Raw genomic sequence first — 19082 nt, forward strand, 5'->3', positions numbered from 1 at the left:
AGTGGCCCGGGTGAGGGCGCGCACTGTCGCACGTGCGGATGACCGCGTGCGGATGACCCGGCGCCGTCGGTGACCTGAACACCGACGGGGCCGGGTCAGGTCTGCGGGGTCGCGACGACCGTCAGATGGGCGCGGCGGGTGCGGGCGGAGGGCTCCCGGGGGATCATCGTCAGCCGGCGGTGGCCCAGCTCGCGCAGGAGGGGCGGGGTCTCGTCGACGATGCGGCACTCGGCGGTGCCCCGGCGCGGGTCGGGGTGGTGCAACAGGCGTACGGCGCCGTCGAGTCGGGCCGCCGACTCGCCCACCGCGCGTATCCAGTGCGGCAGGCCCTGCCGGTAGGCGGCCTCCATGATCGGGTCGTGGGCCACGTCCCGGCGTATCGCCTGGAGTTCGTGGTCGTGGCCGTACCCCTCCATCGCGGACTTCAGTTGGGCCAGCATCGGCAGACACCAGCCCGGCTCGTGCTCGCCGAGCACCCGGTCCGCGTCGGGGTGGAAGAGGACGAACCGCAGGAAGTTGTCGCCGGGCATGGCGGTGGGGTGGGGGCGTACGTCCCCGAAGAGCGCGCCGAAGGCGCCGTTGGCCAGCACCACGTTCCAGCGGAGGTCCACGACGAGCGACGGGAACGGGGCAGCCTCCACCACGGCGGCGTAGTCCTCGAGATACGCCCGCGTCTCGGAGCTCTCGGGGACGGGCCGTGCTGCCGGCCGCCGCCCTCCTGCCTGGTGTGCCATCGAGAGGTCACCCCTCTTGCCTCGGCCGCCTTCACGCGGCCCTGCGATCCTGGGGCCCGGACGAGAGCCGTGTCAACTATCGTGGCATTCCATGCCTGTTGACGGCTGAAATTCGCCACAGTTGTGGCGAGACCTGGATGCGAGTTCGAACGACGGGCTACTCTCCGGGAAGTTCACTCGCGGCCGGCGGTGACGGAAGCGGACGCGGACGCGTCGGTCGACGGCCCCGGAGACTTGCCTTGAGAGACGTAGGAGTTCTGTCGGTGACGGATGGCTACGAGAATCCGGGCGCCGCGGCGACCGCTCGGCTGCCGGCCGTCGTCGCCCGCGTCACCGCCCTCGCCGACCGGCTGGGCGTGCCGCACGCCGAGGTGTTCGGCACCGGGCGGCTCTCGGTCGCCAGCGGTGTCCCGGAGCCGGTGGTCAAGGCCCTGCTCGGCGGGCGCCCGGCGGGCGAGCCGGATGTGCAGGCCCGCTTCCTCCAGCGTCTCGACCTGCTGCGCCGTACTCGGCTGAAGCCGGGCGGCCGCAAGTACACCCAGCAGGAAATCGCCGACGGCGCGGGGATGTCCCGGCAGCAGGCCGGTGCCCTCATCAACGGCGACCGGCGCCCCACCATGGAGCACTGCGACGCGCTCCAGCGGTTCTTCCGGGTGCACGCGGGCTTCCTCACCGCCGAGGACCCCGAGGCGCTGGCGAGCGCGCTCCAGTACACCGAGCAGGAGCTGCTGCAGCGCCTCGCCGACCGGGAGCGGGCCGCGGTGAGTACGGCCGCGGACCCGCTGGAGCGGCTGCTCCAGGACCACGGGGTGCGCGGGATCGCCTGGCGGGCCGCCCAACTCCCCACCGACCAGCACCGGGACAAGGTCGCCGAGTGGCTCGACATGCTCCTGGAGAGCGTCCGGCAGCCCGAGTCGTGAGCCGCGTGAGGGGCATCGGCAAGGACATGCGGCGGCTCTGTGCCGAGCTGACCGGGCAACTCGCCCTGCCCGCACCGGTTCCGCCGCCCGAGCTGTACCGCGCGCTGTGCACGGCGATGAGCCGCAGACGCGGCCGTCCGGTGCAGTTCCGTACGGCCGTCTTCCCGCCCGGCACGGCCAGTGGACTGTGGCTGGACATGACCGACCGCGATCTGGTCGTGGTGGAGGAACGCACCGCCCCCGACCACCAGTTGGTGATCCTCGGGCACGAGCTGTGGCACATGCAGGCCGGGCACTGCGATCACCACGCGGAGGGCATCGGCGTGGGCGTGGCCACCCGGCTGCTGGCCGACGACCCCGACCCGGCCGCGCTCCAGGCGGCCGTGCAGCGGGTGGCCGCCCGGACCCGCTTCGACCTGGACGCGGAGCGCGACGCGGAGACCTTCGGACTGCTCCTGGCCAGCAAGTGCCGTACGAGGATGAGCGGTTCACCGCTGAGCGGTCCGGTGATCCGGGACGACGTGGCGGGCCGCATCAGCACCTCGCTCGGCTACCCGGGCCCGCAGAGCTGACCCCGCGGGCCCCGGGCTCCCTGGCCCACAGGTCCCCGGCTCCCTCGCCCACAGGTCCCCGCTCCCCCGTCCACATGGCCTACGGCACCGCCCGCGCCCTGCGCCGACCGGGCGACACCCGCGCTGCGCGAGACCGGGCGTTGTCAGTGGTGGACGGCAAGCTGGATACGTGCGCCGCAGCGCGCGTGATCCATGACGCCGAGCCGGGGAGAGCCGACCGATGGCCACCGCCGTACTGACCGACCCTGAGCGCACCGCCGTCCAGGCGTATCTGCGGCTGCTGCACACCGTGCGCGCCGCGTTCGACGGCCCGGCGGCGGCCGGGACCAGGCCCGCCGTCGTACCGCCGACCGTGCTGGCGGAGGCGGAGCGGGCGCTGGCGGGCGCCGGGCTCGCGGGGAACGAGGAGGGGTTCTTCCGGCTGGTGGGGACGTGGTGCCCGGAGGGATGACGCGCTGCGGGCAGAGGGAGAGGCCCACGGGTGGCGGTGGTCAGCCGCGCGGCACCGGCACCGCCGTCAGCACCAGCCCCTCCCCGATCACCCACCGCCCCTCGAACCCCGCGAGGCGCACGCCCCCCACCATCGGCCCCGGCACCAGCAGCCGGACGTGGAAGGTGCCCCGCGTGCCGTCGCCGGGGGACGGCACGAGTTCGATGTCCGCCTCCGAGAAGTCCAGCCACGCCCGCGTCAGCGGGAACCACGCCTTGTACACGGACTCCTTGGCGCTGAACAGCAGCCGGTCCCAGTGCACGCCGGGCCGGGCGGCGGCGAGCACCCCGTGCCGGGCGCGCTCGGCCGGCAGGGCGATCGTGTCGAGGACGCCGTCCGGCAGGGCCGCGTGGGTCTCGCCGTCGATGCCGAGGGAGGCCAGGTCGCCGGTGCGGACGAGGGCGGCGGCGCGGTAGCCGTCGCAGTGGGTCATGCTGCCGGTGAGCCCCTCGGGCCAGAGCGGGGCGCCGCGCTCGCCGGTGAGGACGGGCGCGGGAGGTACGCCCAGCTTCTCCATGGCGTGCCGCGCGCAGACGCGTACGGAGGCGAACTCGCGGCGGCGCTTGGCCACCGCGCGGGCCACCAACGGCCGCTCCTCGGGGTGGAGCGCGGTGTCCGTGTCCTCCGGTTCGCCGAACGCCTCCACGGCCACCACGGACTCGGGAAGCAGTTCCTCGATCACCGGACCGGACCTCCAGGGGCAGGGGGCGCAACGCGGATTTCACCCCAGCACATCCGCCCCCACCGGGCAAGACCGGACCGGCGCGCGAGGCCGCGCCGGGGGCGGCCGATCCGTAACACGCGCGTTGCACGCGCACACCGCCGAAGGCCGTATGATCGCCCCAACATCAGCGCCCAACCTCCCCTTTTCCAGGGCGTTTTGGTGACCCTTCCTCCTCCCTGCCCGGGCACGGGCCGCTGAGTCGTGCCCGAAAACCCCGAAAGGCGGCCCGCATGGTCTCTCGCGTACGCGTATGGCTCAACCGCACGTACGCGGAGAACGTGTTCTTCATGGATCAGCTGCGCAGAAACCCGAGCGACCGCGCGGTGGAGATCCACGCCACGCACGGCGACCCGGACTCGCCCGTGCTGGCCGCCGCCGACACCGCCGATCTGGAGCCGGAGGGGCTGTCCCCGGCCGCGTACGTCGAGTTCGCGCTCGACCAGTGCGCGCGGCGCGGCATCGACGTGTTCGTGCCCCGGCTGCACCAGTCGGCGATCGTCGCGCACCGCGCGGAGTTCGAGGCGGCGGGCACCGCGCTGCTCGCGCCGACGCCGGAGGCGGTGGCCGTCTTCGAGGACAAGGCGACGGCGTACGAGGCGGTCACGTCGGTGGGCGTCGCGGTGCCGCCGTGGTGGCGGGTGCGCACGGCCGACGAACTCGTGGCGGCCGTCGACGAGTTGGAGGAGGCCGGGCACAAGGCGTGCTTCAAGCCTGCGGCCGGTGCGGGCGGGGTCGGCTTCCGGGTGATCACGCGGTCGCCCTTCTCGCTCACCAATCTCAGCGGCTTCCCCGGGCCGTACGTTCAGCTGGACCTGGTGACCGAGGCGCTGCGGCGGGCCGAGGAGCCGGTGGACTGGCTGGTGATGCCGAGGCTGGAGCAGCCGGAGGTGTCGGTGGACTGCCTGACCGGCACGGACAACCGGCTCCGGCTGTCGATCGGCCGCACCAAGAACGGCAGGCGGCGCGGGTTCACGCTGGACGAGCGCTGGCTGGAGCCCGCCCGGCTGATCGCGGAGGGCTTCGGGCTGCACCATCTGTCCAACATCCAGTTCCGGATGTTCGGCGACCTTCCGGTGCTGCTCGACGTGAACACGCGCGCGGCGGGCGGACTGCACCAGCTGGCGCTGTGCGGGGTCAACGCCCCTTGGGCCGCTGTGCAGTTGGCGCTGGGTGAGGACCCGGGCGTGATCGAGCCGCCGTTCCTGGGCCAGGACTACACGACGGTGTCCGGGCCGCGTCCGCTGCGCCCGGTGTCGGTGCCCCGGCAGCGCACGGAGGAGACGGAGGTGCTGCTGCCCGCAGTACCGGCACCCGCCGAGCAGACGACGGCCCGCGCCGAGGCGCTGCCGCTCCTCTGAGCCCCGGCCCCCTCCCGGAGGTCTCTTGGTATGGGCCAATTCGGTTCAATGGCTTGACAGTTGAATTGGTCCATACCACTTTGGACGACGCACCTCGTTCGCACTCTGTGCACTCCCGGACACCTCCATCCCCACAGGGAGATCGCGTGCGTCATCCATTCGGGCGTCCCAGACGCCGGCTTCTCGCCCTGCTCGGTTCCGCCGCTCTCGCGCTCGGCGGGGCCATCGCCCTGCCGGGCACCGCCCAGGCGGCCAACATCCTCACCAACCCCGGCTTCGAGTCGGGGAGTCTGTCGCCGTGGACCTGTACGGGCAACCTCGGCTCGGTCGTCTCCTCCCCCGTGCACGGCGGCTCCCGGGCCCTCCAGGGCGCGGCGAGCGACAGCGACAACGCCCAGTGCAGCCAGACGGTCGCGGTCCAGCCGAACACGACGTACTCGCTGAGCGGCTGGGTCCGCGGCTCGTACGTCTATCTCGGCGTCGACGGCGGCGCCTCCACCTGGACCACCTCGCCGTCGGCGTACAGCCAGCTCAGTCTCTCCTTCACCACGGGTGCCTCGCAGACCAGCGCCAAGATCTATGTGCACGGCTGGTACGCACAGGGCACCTACTGGGCCGACGACATCAGCCTGGACGGCCCGGGCGGCGGAGGCGGCGGTGACACCCAGGCGCCGAGCGCGCCCAGCGGGCTCGCCTCGACCGGCAAGTCCTCCTCCAGCGTGTCGCTGAAGTGGAACACCGCCACCGACAACGTGGGCGTGACGGCGTACGACATCTACAGCGGGTCCAGCCAACTGCTCAGCGTGGCAGGCACGTCGGCCACCGTCAGCGGTCTCTCGCCGAGCACGTCGTACACCTTCACCGTGAAGGCGCGGGACGCGGCCGGGAACGTCTCCGGGGCGTCCAACTCCGTGACGGTGACGACGGACGCGGGCGGCGGAGGCGGCACCGGCTTCAAGCAGGCGGCGCCGTACCTCTACGAGGGCTGGGGCGATCCGCCGAACCCGCAGACCGTGATGAGCGCGACCGGGATCAAGTGGTTCACGATGGCGTTCGTGCTGGACTCCGGCGGCTGCAACCCCTCCTGGGACGGCAGCAGGCCGCTGACCGGCGGCGCCGACCAGACCGCGATCAACCAGATCCGCTCGGCGGGCGGTGACGTCGTACCGTCCGTCGGCGGCTGGCAGGGCAGCAAGCTCGGCGCCAACTGCTCCTCGGCGAGCGCGCTCGCGGGCGCCCTCCAGAAGGTGATCGACGCCTACGGCCTCAAGGCGATCGACATGGACGTCGAGAACACGGACGAGTTCGAGAACGAGGCCGTGCAGGCGAAGATCCTGACCGCGCTGAAGACGGTCAAGGCCAACAACCCTGGCCTGAAGACCATCGTCACCTTCGGCACCTCGACCACCGGCCCGACCTACTACGGCAACCGGCTGATCGAGCAGGCGCAGTCGCTCAACGCCAACATCGACGTGTTCACCATCATGCCGTTCGACTTCGGCGGCGGCTCGGACATGTACGGCAACACCGTGAACGCGGCCGAGGGCCTGAAGAACAAGCTCAAGTCCACGTTCGGCTGGGACGACGCCACCGCGTACTCCCACCTCGGCATCTCCGGCATGAACGGCCTGTCCGACCAGCAGGAGAACACAACTCCCGCCATCTGGCAGCAGATTCGCGATTGGTCCAACTCCCACCACATCGCCCGCCTCGCCTACTGGGCGGTCAACCGCGACCGCTCCTGCCCCGGCGGCGGCGTGGTGAGCAACTGCTCCGGCATCAGCCAGAGCACATGGCAGTTCACGTCGATCACGGCCGGTTTCACCGGCTGAGGTCACGTCGCACACGGCGGAGGGCCGCTCGGCGGAGCGGCCCTCCGTTCAGCTCAGATACGCCAACTCCGGGTGCGCGGCGGTGTATCCGTCGAGGAGACGGCGCGCGACGTTCACCGAGTCGACCAGGGGGTGCAGGGCGAACGCCTTGACCGCGCTTGCCCGTGAGCCGGAGCCGGCGGCGGCAAGGACCTCCCGTTCGACGGCCTTGACCGCGCAGACCAGGCCGGTGGCGTGGCCGGGCAGGGGGGTGGTGGTGAGGGGGTGGGCGCCGTCGGCGTCCACGAGGCAGGGGACTTCGATCACCGCGTCCGCGTCCAGTGCCGAAAGGGTGGTGCGGTTGCGGACGTTGAGGATCAGGGTCGTGCGTTCGTCGCGGGCGATGGCCCGCATGAGGGCGAGGGCGACCTGTTCGTAGCCGCCGGACAGGTCCTCCTCCTCGCGTTCGCCCGCCCCGGCACTCTCACGGTTCTCCGCCATGTACGTCGCCTCGCGTTCGGCGCGGGTGCGGTCCCAGGCGGCGAGGGCGGAGACGCCGGGGTCCTGGGCTTCGGCGTAGAAGCGGGCCTGCTGTTCGCTGAGGAAGGCGCCGCGCGTCAACTCGGCTTCCTGGTAGGCGCGTACGGTCTCGCGGTTGAAGTAGTAGTAGTGCAGGTACTCGTTGGGGATCGCGCCGAGGGACTGAAGCCAGTCGGTGCCGAAGAGGCGGCCCTCCTCGAAGGAGCCGAGCAGCGCCGGGTCGGCGAGCAGGCGCGGGAGTTCGTCGCGTCCGGCGACGCGCAACGCCCGTACCCAGCCGAGGTGGTTGAGGCCGACGTAGTCCACGAACGCCTCGTGCGGGTCGGCGCCGAGGACGCGGGCGATACGGCGGCCGAGGCCGACCGGGGAGTCACAGATGCCGATGACGCGGTCGCCCAGATGGCGGGACATGGCCTCGGTGACGAGCCCGGCCGGGTTGGTGAAGTTGATGACCCAGGCGTCCGGCGCGAGCCGGGCCACACGGCGGGCGATGTCCACCGCGACGGGCACCGTCCGCAGCCCGTACGCGATCCCCCCGGCCCCGACCGTCTCCTGCCCGAGCACCCCCTCGGCCAGCGCGACCCGCTCGTCCTCCGCGCGCCCCCGCAGTCCCCCGACCCGGATCGCGGAGAACACGAAGTCGGCCCCGCGCAGCGCCTCGTCGAGATCGGTGGTGGCCGTGACACGCGGCGCGTCCGCCTTCCCCGCCGCCTGCTCCCCCAGCACCCGGGCGACGGCCCGCAGCCGCGCGGCGTCCGTGTCGTACAGCACGACGTCGGTGACCCGCCCCGCACCACGGTCGCCGAGCAGCGCGCCGTACACGAGGGGCACGCGGAATCCGCCGCCGCCCAGAATCGTCAGCCTCACGTCCGTACCCTTCCCGCACCGCCGCCCCGCGTCCGGCGCCGTCCCGCGATCATGACACGGCCGAGGCACCCGCCAACGGCCGATCCGGGCAAACCCGTACCCGTCGGCGCGAAGGACCAGTACCGTCCGGCGGGTGACGATCAGACGACATGCTCTCCTCATCGGGGTCGGCGAGACCCCGAAGGCCGCGGGGCGGTTCGACGCCCTCACGGAGGTGGTGACGAAGGATCTCGAGGCGCTCGCCACGCAGTTGGCCGCCTCCGGCTACGAGGTCTCCCGGCTCGATCCGGCCGAGGGCCCGGTGGACAAGGGCGACATCACCACCGCCCTGGAGACGGCCGCCGCGCGGGACTGCGACCTGCTGCTGATCCACTTCACCGGGCACGGCGTACGCCTGGACGGCCGGGACTACCTGGTCCCGGGCGACGCCCTCGCCCCCGCCCCCGGCACCGCGTGGACGGCGGGGCAGCGAGGTTCGCTGCTGGAACTGGACATCACCGGATTCCTGCGCGGCTGCCGCGCCCCCTCGGTCGTGCTGACCGTGGACGCCTGCCGGGACGCCCAGGACTCCGGGGACGGAGACGCCTTCGGCGCGGCCACCCTGCACGCCCCGTCCGAGCGGCTGGCCCTGTTCGTCGGCTGCGGCCGCGGCCAGCGCTGCCACTACGGCCCCGACGGGAGCCACTTCTCGCAGGCCCTCGCCGAGGCACTGGACCCGCTCACCCCGGAGCGGACGCTGGAGGCGGTCGTCCACAAGGCCAAGGCCCGCACCGAGGAGCTGGCCCGGCGTCACGACGACCGCGAGCAGCGGCCGGTGCTGAGCGTGGCCCCCGCCGACGAGGCGCTGTCGTCGTTCCCGGAACCGTGCGCGGGCACGGACGTGCCGCTGCGCTGGCGCGAGGCCGTCCGCAAGGCGGGCATCTGGGCGGCGCGGGAGGACGAACCCGGACCCGACGCGGCGATGCGCCGGCGGATCTCGGAATTCGCGCACCGCTGCGCGGTGTCCGTGCTGCGCGACCGGCGCCGCTTCGACGACCCCTGGCAGGACCCGGGCCTGCCCGAGCGCGTGCTGCGCCGGGTGCTGCCGGTCCTGCTCCGGGGCAGCCCGGAACGCTCTCCGGTGGAGACCGGGCTGCTGGCCGGGCTGCCGCTGCTGCGCGAGGCGATGTGGGCCCGCAAGCTCAGCCGGCTCGCCGAGGCCGACCCCTTCGACCTGGACGCCGTGGCGGACCCGGAGCGGCCCCCGACCGGGATGCGCACCGAGCTGCGCTACGTGCACGAGAGCCACCCGCAGCTGCTGCGCAAGGCACGCGGCCACCTCAGGCGCGGGGAGGAGGCGGAGTATCACGCCCTCGCGGCGTGGCTGGCGCATCGCTGGGTGGCCGAACAGCTCGCGGAGAAGCCCGACCCGGGCTGCCTGGAGCTGGCGCGCGATCTGGCCCGGGCCCTGCTCGGTCCGGACAAGGAGCACCGGGTGGACGACATCGCCACGGTGCTCGTGGGCGCGGTGCGTTTCCTCGCCGACGAACCGGTGAATCTGGACGTCCACGACCTCTACCTGCGCAACGCCCCCACCGCCCTCCCCACCACCGACGGCCTGCTTCCCGTCCACTGGTGGAGCGTGCTGGGAGCGGTACGGCTCGCCGGGCTGCTCGCGGCCGACCCGCGCCTCTTCCCCGACGTGCTGGCCGAGCACGTGGGGGTCACGGACCCGGTGGTGCCCGCCGCCGTGGTGGAGACCCTGCAGCAGAGCCTGGAGTGGGCCCGCGAGGGCGACGGCCTGCACCTCAACATGGCGTGCCCGCACCCGGCCCTGTACGAGAGCCTGCTGGACGTCACCCGGCGCGCCGACGGGGTGCTGCGGGCGGTGACCGCCGAGCGGCGGCTCGGGCAGGGCGACCTGATGGCCGCGCTGCCGGCCCGGATCACCTCCCGCGAGCTGCTGGCGGCCCGGCCGCCGGACTCGGAGGACCGCGCCTTCAGCGTGCCGCTGCTGCGCTTCACGCTGGCGCAGGACGAGATCCGCGAACTGCTGATGGGCCACCAGCTCTACGGCGACCGCGCCCTCGCCGTCCGCGAGCTGTACCAGAACGCCGCCGACGCCTGCCGCTACCGCGCGATGCGCTGGGACTACCTGAAGCGGTTCAAGGACTTCCCCATCGCCTGGTCCGGGGAGATCAGGATCACCCAGGGCCGGGAGACGGGCCCGGACGGGCGTCCGGGGCGCGCGTACATCGAGTGCCGGGACAACGGGGTCGGCATGAGCCGGGCCCTGCTGGAGCAGACGTTCAGCCGGGCCGGGCGCCGCTTCTCGCAGACCCGGCCGTTCCGGCGCGAGCAGGCGGAGTGGCTGATCAGGGACAAGTCCCTCCAGCTGTACCCGTACAGCCGGTTCGGGATCGGCGTGCTCAGCTACTTCATGATCTCCGACGAGGTGTCGCTGGTGACCCGAGAGGTCGGGCCGGACGGCGCGATCGCTCCGCAGGCCCTGGCGGTGGACATCTCCAGCAGCAGCGGCCTGTTCAACATCCGCCCCTACGAGCGTCCGGACGATCCCCTGCACGAGGGCGGCACCCGGGTCCGGCTGATGCTCAGCGAGCCCGAGGAGGGGCAGGAGCCGGTCTCGGTCACGGACGTCCTCGAACAGCAGGTCCGGCTCAGCGAGCACCGGCTGCTCCTGCGGGAGGAGGGACGCGAACACGTCGAGCGGAAGGCGGGCCGGCTGTACCACCGTGACGGCGGTCCGAAGGAACGGATGGCCAGGCCCCGCGAGGCCGGTGGCTCGGTCTGGTGGGTCCGTGGCGACGGAATGCTGCTCGCCGACGGCATCGTCAGCTCGCGGACGCCGTTCGGGTACGTCGTGAACCTCTCGGGAGCCCAGGCGCCCAAGCTCAGCGTCGACCGCAACAGCCTGCTGGAGTGGAACGAGGAGTGGACGGAGGAACGGCTCCTCGAAGCGGCCGAGGCCCTGCCGGGCTGGGACGGTCTCGACCTCGACTGGCTGTGGCGCCTTGAGAACAGCGACGGTGCGCTCGCCGCGGGCATCGCGGAACGCCTCGCCGGGCGCGGACTGACCCTGCCCGTGTACCGCGTGGACACGTACGCGCGGCCGGACGTCAACCTCGACGAGGTGGGCTGGTTCCCCGACGACCGGCGGCTCCTGCCGTCCGGTCCCGGCGAGATCGGCGGCTCCAGGAGGTGGTTCGCCGAACCCTGGCGGCGCGCCGTCCTGTGTGACCAGGGCGTCATGTCCGGCGCCAAGGAAGACGGTTGCGCCCTGCCCAGGGACGTCAGCGGCCATCCCGTACCCGGCCCCGGCGACAACGCCCTGCTGGACAACGCCACTGCCGGGACCAGCGATCTGGTCCACCACGCCGCGCAGACCGGTCGGACCGTGGCCGGCCTGCTGCGCCGCGCCCGCCGGTTCGCGCTGCTCGGCACGGGCCTGCGGATCCCCGCGGTCGCGGCGGCGGCCACACCGGAGCTGGACTTCGTCCCCGACGACCTGGACCTGCCCCTGGTGTCGTGGATGACGGACTGGTCCGAGCCGGCGCGGGCCCGGCGGCAGCCGGCCGTGGGCGGGCTGATCTCCATCTCGGCCTACACCGGCATGAGCCTGGGAATGTTGCTGGATCGCTGCCGTCGCTACGCGCCCCTGGGACTCACCCCGCCGCCCGTCCCCGCGCACTGCCTGGAGCACCGGGCCTCGGCCAGGGACGCCGAGCTGCTGTCCGGGTGGGCGGAGAACCGGCGCCACTACTCCAACGACGGTCTGCCCCGGGAGGTGCTCCCGGTCCATGTGGCGCGCCTTGCCGAGCAGTTGGGTACGAGCGGTGCGGACGTCCTGGCCGCGCTCCGGGAACGCGAGCGCTTCGGCTATCTGCTCCCCTCCGAAGAGGATCTGTTGCCGGCGGCGCCGACGGACACGCAGTGGAACCTGTTCCGCAGCTTCGTCGCGGAGGCGGGCGGGGAAGGCGACCGGAGTCTGCAGTCCGTGCTGGCCCTGGCCGCCCGGCACGAGATCCCGGTGGACGAGGTGCTGCGGTCCGTCGACGGGCTCGCCGGTCCGCGGACCACCCCCTGGCTGCCCGAGGTGCCCGCCGGGCTGCCCGCGCTCGCCCGGGCCGACCTGAAGCTGCTCACCACGGACAACGGCAGCGGCGAGGTGCTGCCCTACCGGTCGGTCCCGCTGGACCTGCTGGCGCTGTGCTACGCGCCGGGCGGGAAGTTCCCCGGGCACGGCTCGGACCTCGACTTCGAGCCCTGGGACGCGTTCGCCGCCCGGGTGCGGCGGCTGGAGCGCTTCGGCATGAAGGTGCCCGGGGACCTGGAGCCGCTGCGGCGCTGGATCGACCTGTCGCCGCGTGACCGCATGGCCCTGCTCATCGGCAGCCTCGATCCCACCGTGCCGTGGACCGCGGCCACCCTGGTCTGCACGGCGGGCGAACTGGGGGAGTCCCTGGCGGAGAGCCGGGACCGGCTCGCGGCCCACGCGTCCTGGGTCGGCAAGGAGGTGCCCCGGCTGCCGGACGAGGCCATGGCGTTCAAGCCTTCCGAAGCCGACTCCGAGCTGCTGACCGAGGTCCACGACCTCGATGTCGGCACCTGTGTCCGGGCCGACTGGGCGACGATCACCCCGCTGGCCCTGGCCCGGTACGCCGACGGCGCCGCTCTCTCGATCCCGCAGGCGCTGGAACGGCTCGCGCCGTACCGGCTGCTCGGCGCCCCGGTCCCCGAACTCACGGCGGAGCAGGCGGAGCGCGCCCGCGACGTCAAGCCCGACCAGTTCGACGTGCTGGCGCTGTCGGAGGACATGGACGGGAAGAATCCGCCCAAGTTCGTCTTCTCCGCGCTGGACCTGGTCGCGGTCGCCGCCCGGGGCGGCCGCCCGGTCCGCGAGGTGTACGAACGGCTGCGGTGCTACGAACCGTTCGGCGTGGTCGTCGAGGCGGACGGAGCGCCGGACGTGCTGCCCCTGTGGCAGGACATGGTGCTGCTGAGCGAAGGGCTGAACGGACGGGGGCCCGCGCTGTCGGGCAGCCCCACGCCCGAGCTGATCGCCGACCTGGCGCGCGAGCTCGACACCGACGAGGCGTGGGTGGGGGAACGACTGCGGACGTACGCCCCGTTGTTCGGGCTGTACGGGGAGCCGGGGACCTCGCCGGAGGCACCGGACCCGACAGCGGCCGCACCCGCTACCGCAGCCGGGGCACCCGACGCCATCGCAGAACAGGAGCCCGTCGCATGACGACCCCCGAGCACGACCTCGATCTCACGTACAGGAAAACCGACTGCGGGACGCGCGGCGAGGCCGAGTTCACCCTCGGCGCGGACCCCCACCGGGTGACGGTGCGAGGCCGGTGCCCGCGCTGCGCGGGGGAGACCGGCACGGACTTCCCCAGGGGCGTGGCGGGCACCAAGGGGTGGCGGTTCTGGGCGAAGGAGGAGACTCCCTCCCCGGCCGGGCGGTCCGCGGTGGTGGCCGCCGAAGTGCTGTACTGCGAGTGCGGGTTCGCGCACGACGGTCTGCCGGAGACCACCGGGTTCGAGGGCTGCGGCGCCTACTGGCGGATCGGTCCGGGTACGGGCGGCACGCCGTGAGCGCCGGGACGGACCGCCGGTGGGCGGAGCTGGCCCGGGAGCTGGAGTTCAGCCAGCTCGACGTGTTGCGCAAGCAGGCCGAGGGATGGCGCAACGGGCTGCTGGGTCTGACCGCCCTGGTCGCGGTGGTCACCGCGGTGAAGGGCCGGGACGATCTGTCCGCCCTCGAGGCGCCCTGGCGCACCGTGGCGGTGTCGCTCCTGGGCGGCGCCTTCGTGCTGCTCCTCGTGGGCTCGCTCTTCGCGGTGCGGGCCTCCTTCGGCAAGCCGGGGCAGCGGATCACGCTCGGCGGGCAGGCGCTGCGGGCGTGGACGCTGCGGGAGATCGCCGAGGTCCGGCGGGCCGTGTACGTGAGCGCGTTCGGCCTCGCGGGCGGAGTGCTCCTGGTCGCTCTCGCGCTGGGCACCGCGTGGACCCACACCGAGGAACCGGCCGCCGACCAGGTCAAGGTGTCCACCCCCACCGGCACGCTGTGCGGGGAGCTGGTGGCATACGTGCCGTCCGGGGTGACCCTGCTGCGCGACGCGGGGCACGGCGAGCGGACGGTGACCGTGCGCGCCGCCGACATCCGGAAGATCACCCCGGCCACCTCCTGCTGACCCGCTCGCCCACCGGCCCGCGCCGCCTCGGGGGCGCGGGCCGGTGTTCTGCACCGGTACGCGGCTTCGGCGCCTGAACTCCCTTGCCGCGCAAGCACATTGTTTGCTTCAACCCTTGACGCCCGCAGAGCCGCGGAGCACATTGGCCGCATCTTGAGAGCGCTCTCAAGCGCACCCGCAGCACTTTCTCCCCGTACCCGGAAGGCACCCCATGAGCGAAACCTCCGGTATACCGCGCGCGGTCGGCAGACGCAGGCACTCGGTCCGCCGGGCCCTCGTCGCGGCCCTCGGCACGCTGGGCCTCGCGGCCGTGGCGGCCGCGACGGGCGTCGCCCCCGCCGACGCCTCCGCGCCCGCACCCTCCGCCGGCTGGAGCCAGGTGTTCCTGGACGACTTCGACGGCGCGGCCGGTTCCGGCGTCAACACCTCGAACTGGCAGTACTCCACCGGGACTTCGTACCCGGGTGGTGCGGCCAACTGGGGCACCGGCGAGGTCGAGACGATGACCTCCAGCACCAGCAACGTCGCGCTGGACGGCAACGGCAATCTGCTGATCACCCCGCGCCGGGACGGCTCCGGCAACTGGACCTCGGGCCGTATCGAGACCAGGCGGACCGACTTCCAGCCTCCGGCGGGCGGCAAGCTGCGGATGCAGGCGCGCATCCAGCTGCCCAACGTCACAGGCGCGGCCGCCAAGGGTTACTGGCCCGCGTTCTGGGCGCTCGGCGCGCCGTTCCGGGGCAACTACTGGAACTGGCCGGGCGTCGGCGAGCTGGACATCATGGAGAACGTCCAGGGCCTGAACACCGACTGGTCCACCGTGCACTGCGGCACCAACCCGGGCGGCCCGTGCAACGAGACCACCGGCATCGGCGGCTCGACCTCCTGCACCGGCAGCACGTGTCAGGCGGGCTTCCACACCTACGCGATGGAGTGGGACCGCTCCACCAGCCCCGAGGAGATCCGCTTCTACCTCGACGGCGTCAACTTCCACACCGTCAGGGCGAACCAGGTCGACGCGACCACGTGGGCCAACGCCACCAACCACGGCTACTTCGTCATCCTCAACGTGGCGATGGGCGGCGGCTTCCCGGGCGCCTTCGGCGGCGGCCCCGACGGCGGCACCGAGCCGGGGCACCCGATGACCGTGGACTACGTCCAGGTCCTCCAGTCCGGCGGCGGCACCACTCCCCCGCCCTCCGGCGGCGGCCGTGACGCCTACGGCACCATCCAGGCCGAGTCCTACGACAGCCAGTCCGGCACGACCACCGAGTCCACCACGGACACCGGCGGCGGCCAGGACCTCGGCTACGTCTCGAACGGCGACTGGGCCCTCTACAAGGGCGTCGACTTCGGCTCGACCCCGGCCACCCAGTTCAAGGCCCGGGTCGCGAGCGGCGCCGCCGACGGCGTCAGCGGCCTGGTCGAGGTCCGCCTCGACAGCCGCGCCAACGCCCCGATCGGCAGCTTCGCCGTCGGCAACACCGGCGGCTGGCAGACCTGGCGCACGGTCCCGGCCAACATCTCCTCGGTGACCGGCAAGCACGACGTCTACCTCACCTTCACGAGCGGCCAGCCGGCGGACTTCGTGAACGTGAACTGGTTCGGCTTCGGTCACTGACCGGGGGTCACGGTCCCACGGGTGCCGCCGGGAGGAGTTTCCTCACGGCGGCACCCGTGCGTGTGCGCACCCGCCTCAGCACCCGTGCGTACGCGCACCCGCCTCAGCGCAGCTCCGCCCGGAACGCCACCGGCGTCTGCCCCGTGTGCAGGTGGAAGAACTTGGAGAAGTTGGCGGCGTCGGGGAAGCCGACGGCGGCGCCGACGCGGCCGATGGGCATCTCCGTGTGGGCGAGGAGGCGTTTGGCCTCCAGGATGACGCGGCGGTCGATGAAGCCCTTGGGCGTCTGGCCGGTGGCGGCGCGGACGGCGCGGACCAGGGTGCGGCGGGAGTAGCCGAGGGCGTCGGCGTAGGCGTTGACGCTGTGGTTGGTGGGGAAGCCCTTCTCGACCGCGTCGCGGAAGAGGCTGAACGTGGTGTCGGCCTGGCGGCGGGAGGCCTCGGCGGAGCTGGCCGCGAGGTGGGCGAGGCGGAGCAGGAACGCCGTCAGGCTGTGCCGCAGGACCGCGGTGTGGAGGCTGAGCGGGAGGGTGGTGGTGTCCTCGTACTCGCGGCACAGCTGGTCCAGGGACGCCTGGAGGGCGGCGAGCCGGTCGGGTTCGGGGTGCAGCAGCGGCGGCAGGTCGTAGCGGTAGAGGTTGGTCGCCTCGACGGTGGAGCGGGGCAGGAAGCCGGGCTGCATGGTGAGGACCGTGCCCCGGTACTCACTGGTGCGGTCGAAGCGGTGGATCTGGCCGGGGCGGATCCACAGGAGGTCGCCGGGCCCCGCCTCGTACTCGGCGAAGTCGATCATGTGCCGTACGGGGCCCCCGGTGAAGAGCATGACCACGTGGAAGTCGATGCGGTGGACGCGGTCGAGCGGCGCGTCGGCGTGCCAGGTGTGGTCGGTGCCCATCGCCCCGACCTGCATCCCGACGCCGCCCACCGCCAGCTCGGTCGGGAAGGGGAAGGTCGCGATGCCCTCGCCGTGCCCGCCCTGACCAGCGACTTGAGTCGTTCTGTCCGCCATGTTCTTTTCGCGCCGCCCCTCTCACGCGTTCGATGTCCCAGATTCACCACAGGCTGACACACCCCGACCTTTCCGCGAAAAAGTCAGACTTTTAAGTTTGAACGCGTTTGATCAGTAACCAGGCTTCGAACGAGGACTTCTTGAAGATGAGCACGCAGACACCCGAGAGCTTCGAGTGGACCGATCTCGACCGTCGCGCCGTCGACACGGCCCGGCTTCTCGCGGCCGACGCCGTGCAGAAGGTCGGCAACGGCCACCCCGGCACCGCGATGAGCCTCGCGCCTGCCGCGTACACGATCTTTCAGAAGGTGATGAAGCACGACCCGGCGGACCCGGAGTGGACCGGCCGTGACCGCTTCGTGCTGTCCCCCGGCCACACCTCGCTGACGCTCTACACCCAGCTCTTCCTCGCGGGCTACGAGCTGGAGCTGGACGACCTCAAGGCGTTCCGCACCCAGGGCTCGAAGACGCCCGGCCACCCGGAGTACGGGCACACGGCCGGTGTGGAGACGACGACCGGACCGCTCGGCCAGGGCGCCGCCAACGCGGTGGGCATGGCCATGGCCGCCCGCTACGAGCGCGGTCTGTTCGACCCCGAGGCCCCCGCGGGCACCTCCCCCTTCGACCACACCATCTGGGCGATCGTCTCCGACGGCGACCTGGAGGAGGGCGTCTCCGCCGAGGCGTCCTCGCTCGCCGGCCACCAGAAGCTCGGCAACCTGGTCTTCCTCTACGACGACAACCACATCTCGATCGAGGGCGACACCGAGACCGCCTTCTCCGAGGACGTTCTCAAGCGGTACGAGGCCTACGGCTGGCACACCCAGCGCATCGAGCCCACCGCCGAGGGCGACGTGGACGTCCCCGCGCTGCACGCGGCCCTCGCCGCCGCCAAGGCCGAGACCGGGCGCCCCTCCATCATCGCGATGCGCACGATCATCGCCTGGCCCGCCCCGACCGCCCAGAACACCGAGGCCTCCCACGGCTCCGCCCTCGGCGCCGAGGAGATCGCGGCCACCAAGCGCGTCCTCGGCTTCGACCCGGAGCAGTCCTTCGAGGTCTCCGACGAGGTGCTGCGCCACTCCCGTCGCGCCCTGGACCGGGGTGCCGAGGCGCACGCCGCCTGGGACAAGAAGATCGCCGAGTGGCGCACCGCCCAGCCCGAGCGCGCCGAGCTGTTCGACCGCGTCTCCAAGGGCGAGCTGCCCGAGGGCTGGCAGGACGCCCTGCCGGTCTTCGAGGAGGGCACCTCGGTCGCCACCCGCGCCGCCTCCGGCAAGGTCCTCCAGGCCCTCGGCCCGGTCCTGCCCGAGCTGTGGGGCGGCTCCGCCGACCTCGCGGGCTCGAACAACACCACGATCGACGCGAGCAGCTCCTTCCTGCCGGAGGGCAACCCGCTGCCCGAGGCGAACCCGTACGGCCGTACCGTCCACTTCGGTATCCGCGAGTTCTCCATGGCCGCCGAGATGAACGGCATCGCCCTGCACGGCAACACGCGCATCTACGGCGGCACCTTCCTGGTGTTCTCCGACTACATGCGCAACGCCGTCCGCATGTCGGCCCTGATGCAGCTGCCGGTGACGTACGTCTGGACGCACGACTCCATCGGTCTCGGCGAGGACGGCCCGACCCACCAGCCGGTCGAGCACCTGGCCTCGCTGCGCGCGATCCCGGGCCTCAACATCGTCCGCCCGGCGGACGCCAACGAGACCGCCATCGCCTGGGCCGAGATCCTGAAGAGGCACGCCACCGACCCGGCCCCGCACGGACTCGCGCTCACCCGCCAGGGTGTCCCGACGTACGCTCCGAACGAGGACGCGGCCAAGGGCGGCTATGTCCTCGCCGACTCCTCGACCGAGGTCCCGGAGGTGATCATCATCGCGACCGGCTCCGAGGTCCACCTCGCCGTGGCCGCCCGTGAGGCCCTGGAGGCCGAGGGCATCGGTACGCGCGTGGTGTCCATGCCGTCCGTGGAGTGGTTCGAGCAGCAGGACCGCGCCTACCGCGAGAGCGTCCTGCCGCCCGCCGTCAAGGCGCGCGTCGCCGTCGAGGCCGGCATCGGCCTGACCTGGTACCGCTATGTGGGTGACGCGGGCCGCATCATCTCCCTGGAGCACTTCGGCGCCTCCGCCGACGCCAAGACCCTGTTCGCCGAGTACGGCTTCACCCCCGAGAACGTCGCCGCCGTGGCCCGCGAATCGCTGGCCGCCGCGCGCGCCTGATCCACGCGACAAAG

The 19082-nt window shown here is 72.5% G+C and carries 14 protein-coding genes; 10 read left to right on the forward strand and 4 right to left on the reverse strand.

The annotated features are described in order from the left end of the window. Window positions 1-95: 95 nt before the first annotated feature. A complete protein-coding gene (locus AB0E91_RS01930; protein ID WP_361773651.1) occupies window positions 96-734 on the reverse strand; it encodes a hypothetical protein in 639 nt (212 codons plus the stop codon). A gap of 263 nt (window positions 735-997) precedes the next feature. Between AB0E91_RS01930 and AB0E91_RS01935 the strand changes: the two genes are divergently transcribed. From AB0E91_RS01935 to AB0E91_RS01945, 3 genes are all read left to right on the forward strand, one after another. Continuing rightward, complete coding sequence (locus tag AB0E91_RS01935) at window positions 998-1654, forward strand: helix-turn-helix transcriptional regulator (RefSeq protein ID WP_361773654.1); 657 nt, start codon at window positions 998-1000, stop codon at window positions 1652-1654. Window positions 1655-1680: 26 nt separating this feature from the next. After that, the gene (locus AB0E91_RS01940) at window positions 1681-2226 is read left to right on the forward strand and encodes a toxin-antitoxin system, toxin component (protein ID WP_361775106.1); all 546 of its coding nucleotides are present in this window, start codon (window positions 1681-1683) and stop codon (window positions 2224-2226) included. A 220-nt stretch (window positions 2227-2446) separates the two neighbouring features. Continuing rightward, complete coding sequence (locus tag AB0E91_RS01945; RefSeq protein ID WP_361773657.1) at window positions 2447-2677, forward strand: hypothetical protein; 231 nt, start codon at window positions 2447-2449, stop codon at window positions 2675-2677. Between the two features lie 40 nt (window positions 2678-2717). Here AB0E91_RS01945 and AB0E91_RS01950 read toward each other — a convergent pair whose 3' ends face one another. Beyond that, window positions 2718-3398: a 4'-phosphopantetheinyl transferase superfamily protein gene (locus tag AB0E91_RS01950; RefSeq protein WP_361773660.1), complete on the reverse strand. Its 681-nt coding sequence runs from the start codon at window positions 3396-3398 to the stop codon at window positions 2718-2720. A gap of 272 nt (window positions 3399-3670) precedes the next feature. Here AB0E91_RS01950 and AB0E91_RS01955 point away from each other — a divergent pair, with 272 nt between their 5' ends. Together AB0E91_RS01955 and AB0E91_RS01960 are read left to right on the forward strand one after the other, a co-directional pair. After that, a complete protein-coding gene (locus AB0E91_RS01955; protein WP_361773663.1) occupies window positions 3671-4798 on the forward strand; it encodes an ATP-grasp domain-containing protein in 1128 nt (375 codons plus the stop codon). Between the two features lie 146 nt (window positions 4799-4944). Further along, on the forward strand, window positions 4945-6630 hold the full coding sequence (locus AB0E91_RS01960) for a carbohydrate binding domain-containing protein (RefSeq protein ID WP_361773666.1): 1686 nt from the start codon (window positions 4945-4947) through the stop codon (window positions 6628-6630). Window positions 6631-6678: 48 nt separating this feature from the next. On the opposite strand, the gene AB0E91_RS01965 is transcribed toward AB0E91_RS01960, so the two are convergent. Beyond that, a complete protein-coding gene (locus AB0E91_RS01965) occupies window positions 6679-8016 on the reverse strand; it encodes a 6-phospho-beta-glucosidase (protein ID WP_361773669.1) in 1338 nt (445 codons plus the stop codon). Between the two features lie 133 nt (window positions 8017-8149). Here AB0E91_RS01965 and AB0E91_RS01970 point away from each other — a divergent pair, with 133 nt between their 5' ends. From AB0E91_RS01970 to AB0E91_RS01985, 4 genes are all read left to right on the forward strand, one after another. After that, window positions 8150-13264, forward strand: a complete 5115-nt coding sequence (locus tag AB0E91_RS01970; protein WP_361773672.1) for a caspase family protein — start codon at window positions 8150-8152, stop codon at window positions 13262-13264. Next, window positions 13261-13617 (forward strand): hypothetical protein, encoded by a 357-nt coding sequence (locus AB0E91_RS01975; RefSeq protein WP_361773675.1) that lies wholly within the window; start codon window positions 13261-13263, stop codon window positions 13615-13617. Before AB0E91_RS01970 ends, AB0E91_RS01975 begins: the two co-directional genes overlap by 4 nt. Then, window positions 13614-14216, forward strand: coding sequence for a hypothetical protein (locus tag AB0E91_RS01980; protein WP_361773678.1), 603 nt, complete (start codon window positions 13614-13616; stop codon window positions 14214-14216). The genes AB0E91_RS01975 and AB0E91_RS01980 overlap by 4 nt, the downstream gene beginning before the upstream one ends. Window positions 14217-14427: 211 nt before the next feature. Next, on the forward strand, window positions 14428-15837 hold the full coding sequence (locus tag AB0E91_RS01985; protein ID WP_361773681.1) for a glycoside hydrolase family 16 protein: 1410 nt from the start codon (window positions 14428-14430) through the stop codon (window positions 15835-15837). Window positions 15838-15940: 103 nt separating this feature from the next. Here AB0E91_RS01985 and AB0E91_RS01990 read toward each other — a convergent pair whose 3' ends face one another. After that, window positions 15941-16846 (reverse strand): AraC family transcriptional regulator, encoded by a 906-nt coding sequence (locus tag AB0E91_RS01990; RefSeq protein WP_361773684.1) that lies wholly within the window; start codon window positions 16844-16846, stop codon window positions 15941-15943. A gap of 146 nt (window positions 16847-16992) precedes the next feature. Here AB0E91_RS01990 and tkt point away from each other — a divergent pair, with 146 nt between their 5' ends. Continuing rightward, window positions 16993-19068: a transketolase gene (gene tkt, locus AB0E91_RS01995; protein WP_361773687.1), complete on the forward strand. Its 2076-nt coding sequence runs from the start codon at window positions 16993-16995 to the stop codon at window positions 19066-19068. Window positions 19069-19082 lie beyond the last annotated feature (14 nt).

It is taken from the genome of Streptomyces sp. NPDC026659, from assembly GCF_040638245.1.
GTDB lineage: Bacteria > Actinomycetota > Actinomycetes > Streptomycetales > Streptomycetaceae > Streptomyces.

What these genes read in the sequence shown, in the direction of transcription:
- AB0E91_RS01945 (WP_361773657.1), top strand. Translation starts at nt 2,447, where the DNA reads ATGGCCACCGCCGTACTGACCGACCCTGAGCGCACCGCCGTCCAGGCG.
- tkt (WP_361773687.1), top strand. Translation starts at nt 16,993, where the DNA reads ATGAGCACGCAGACACCCGAGAGCTTCGAGTGGACCGATCTCGACCGT.
- AB0E91_RS01985 (WP_361773681.1), top strand. Translation starts at nt 14,428, where the DNA reads ATGAGCGAAACCTCCGGTATACCGCGCGCGGTCGGCAGACGCAGGCAC.
- AB0E91_RS01975 (WP_361773675.1), top strand. Translation starts at nt 13,261, where the DNA reads ATGACGACCCCCGAGCACGACCTCGATCTCACGTACAGGAAAACCGAC.
- AB0E91_RS01990 (WP_361773684.1), bottom strand. Translation starts at nt 16,846, where the DNA reads ATGGCGGACAGAACGACTCAAGTCGCTGGTCAGGGCGGGCACGGCGAG.
- AB0E91_RS01955 (WP_361773663.1), top strand. Translation starts at nt 3,671, where the DNA reads ATGGTCTCTCGCGTACGCGTATGGCTCAACCGCACGTACGCGGAGAAC.
- AB0E91_RS01930 (WP_361773651.1), bottom strand. Translation starts at nt 734, where the DNA reads ATGGCACACCAGGCAGGAGGGCGGCGGCCGGCAGCACGGCCCGTCCCC.
- AB0E91_RS01940 (WP_361775106.1), top strand. Translation starts at nt 1,681, where the DNA reads ATGCGGCGGCTCTGTGCCGAGCTGACCGGGCAACTCGCCCTGCCCGCA.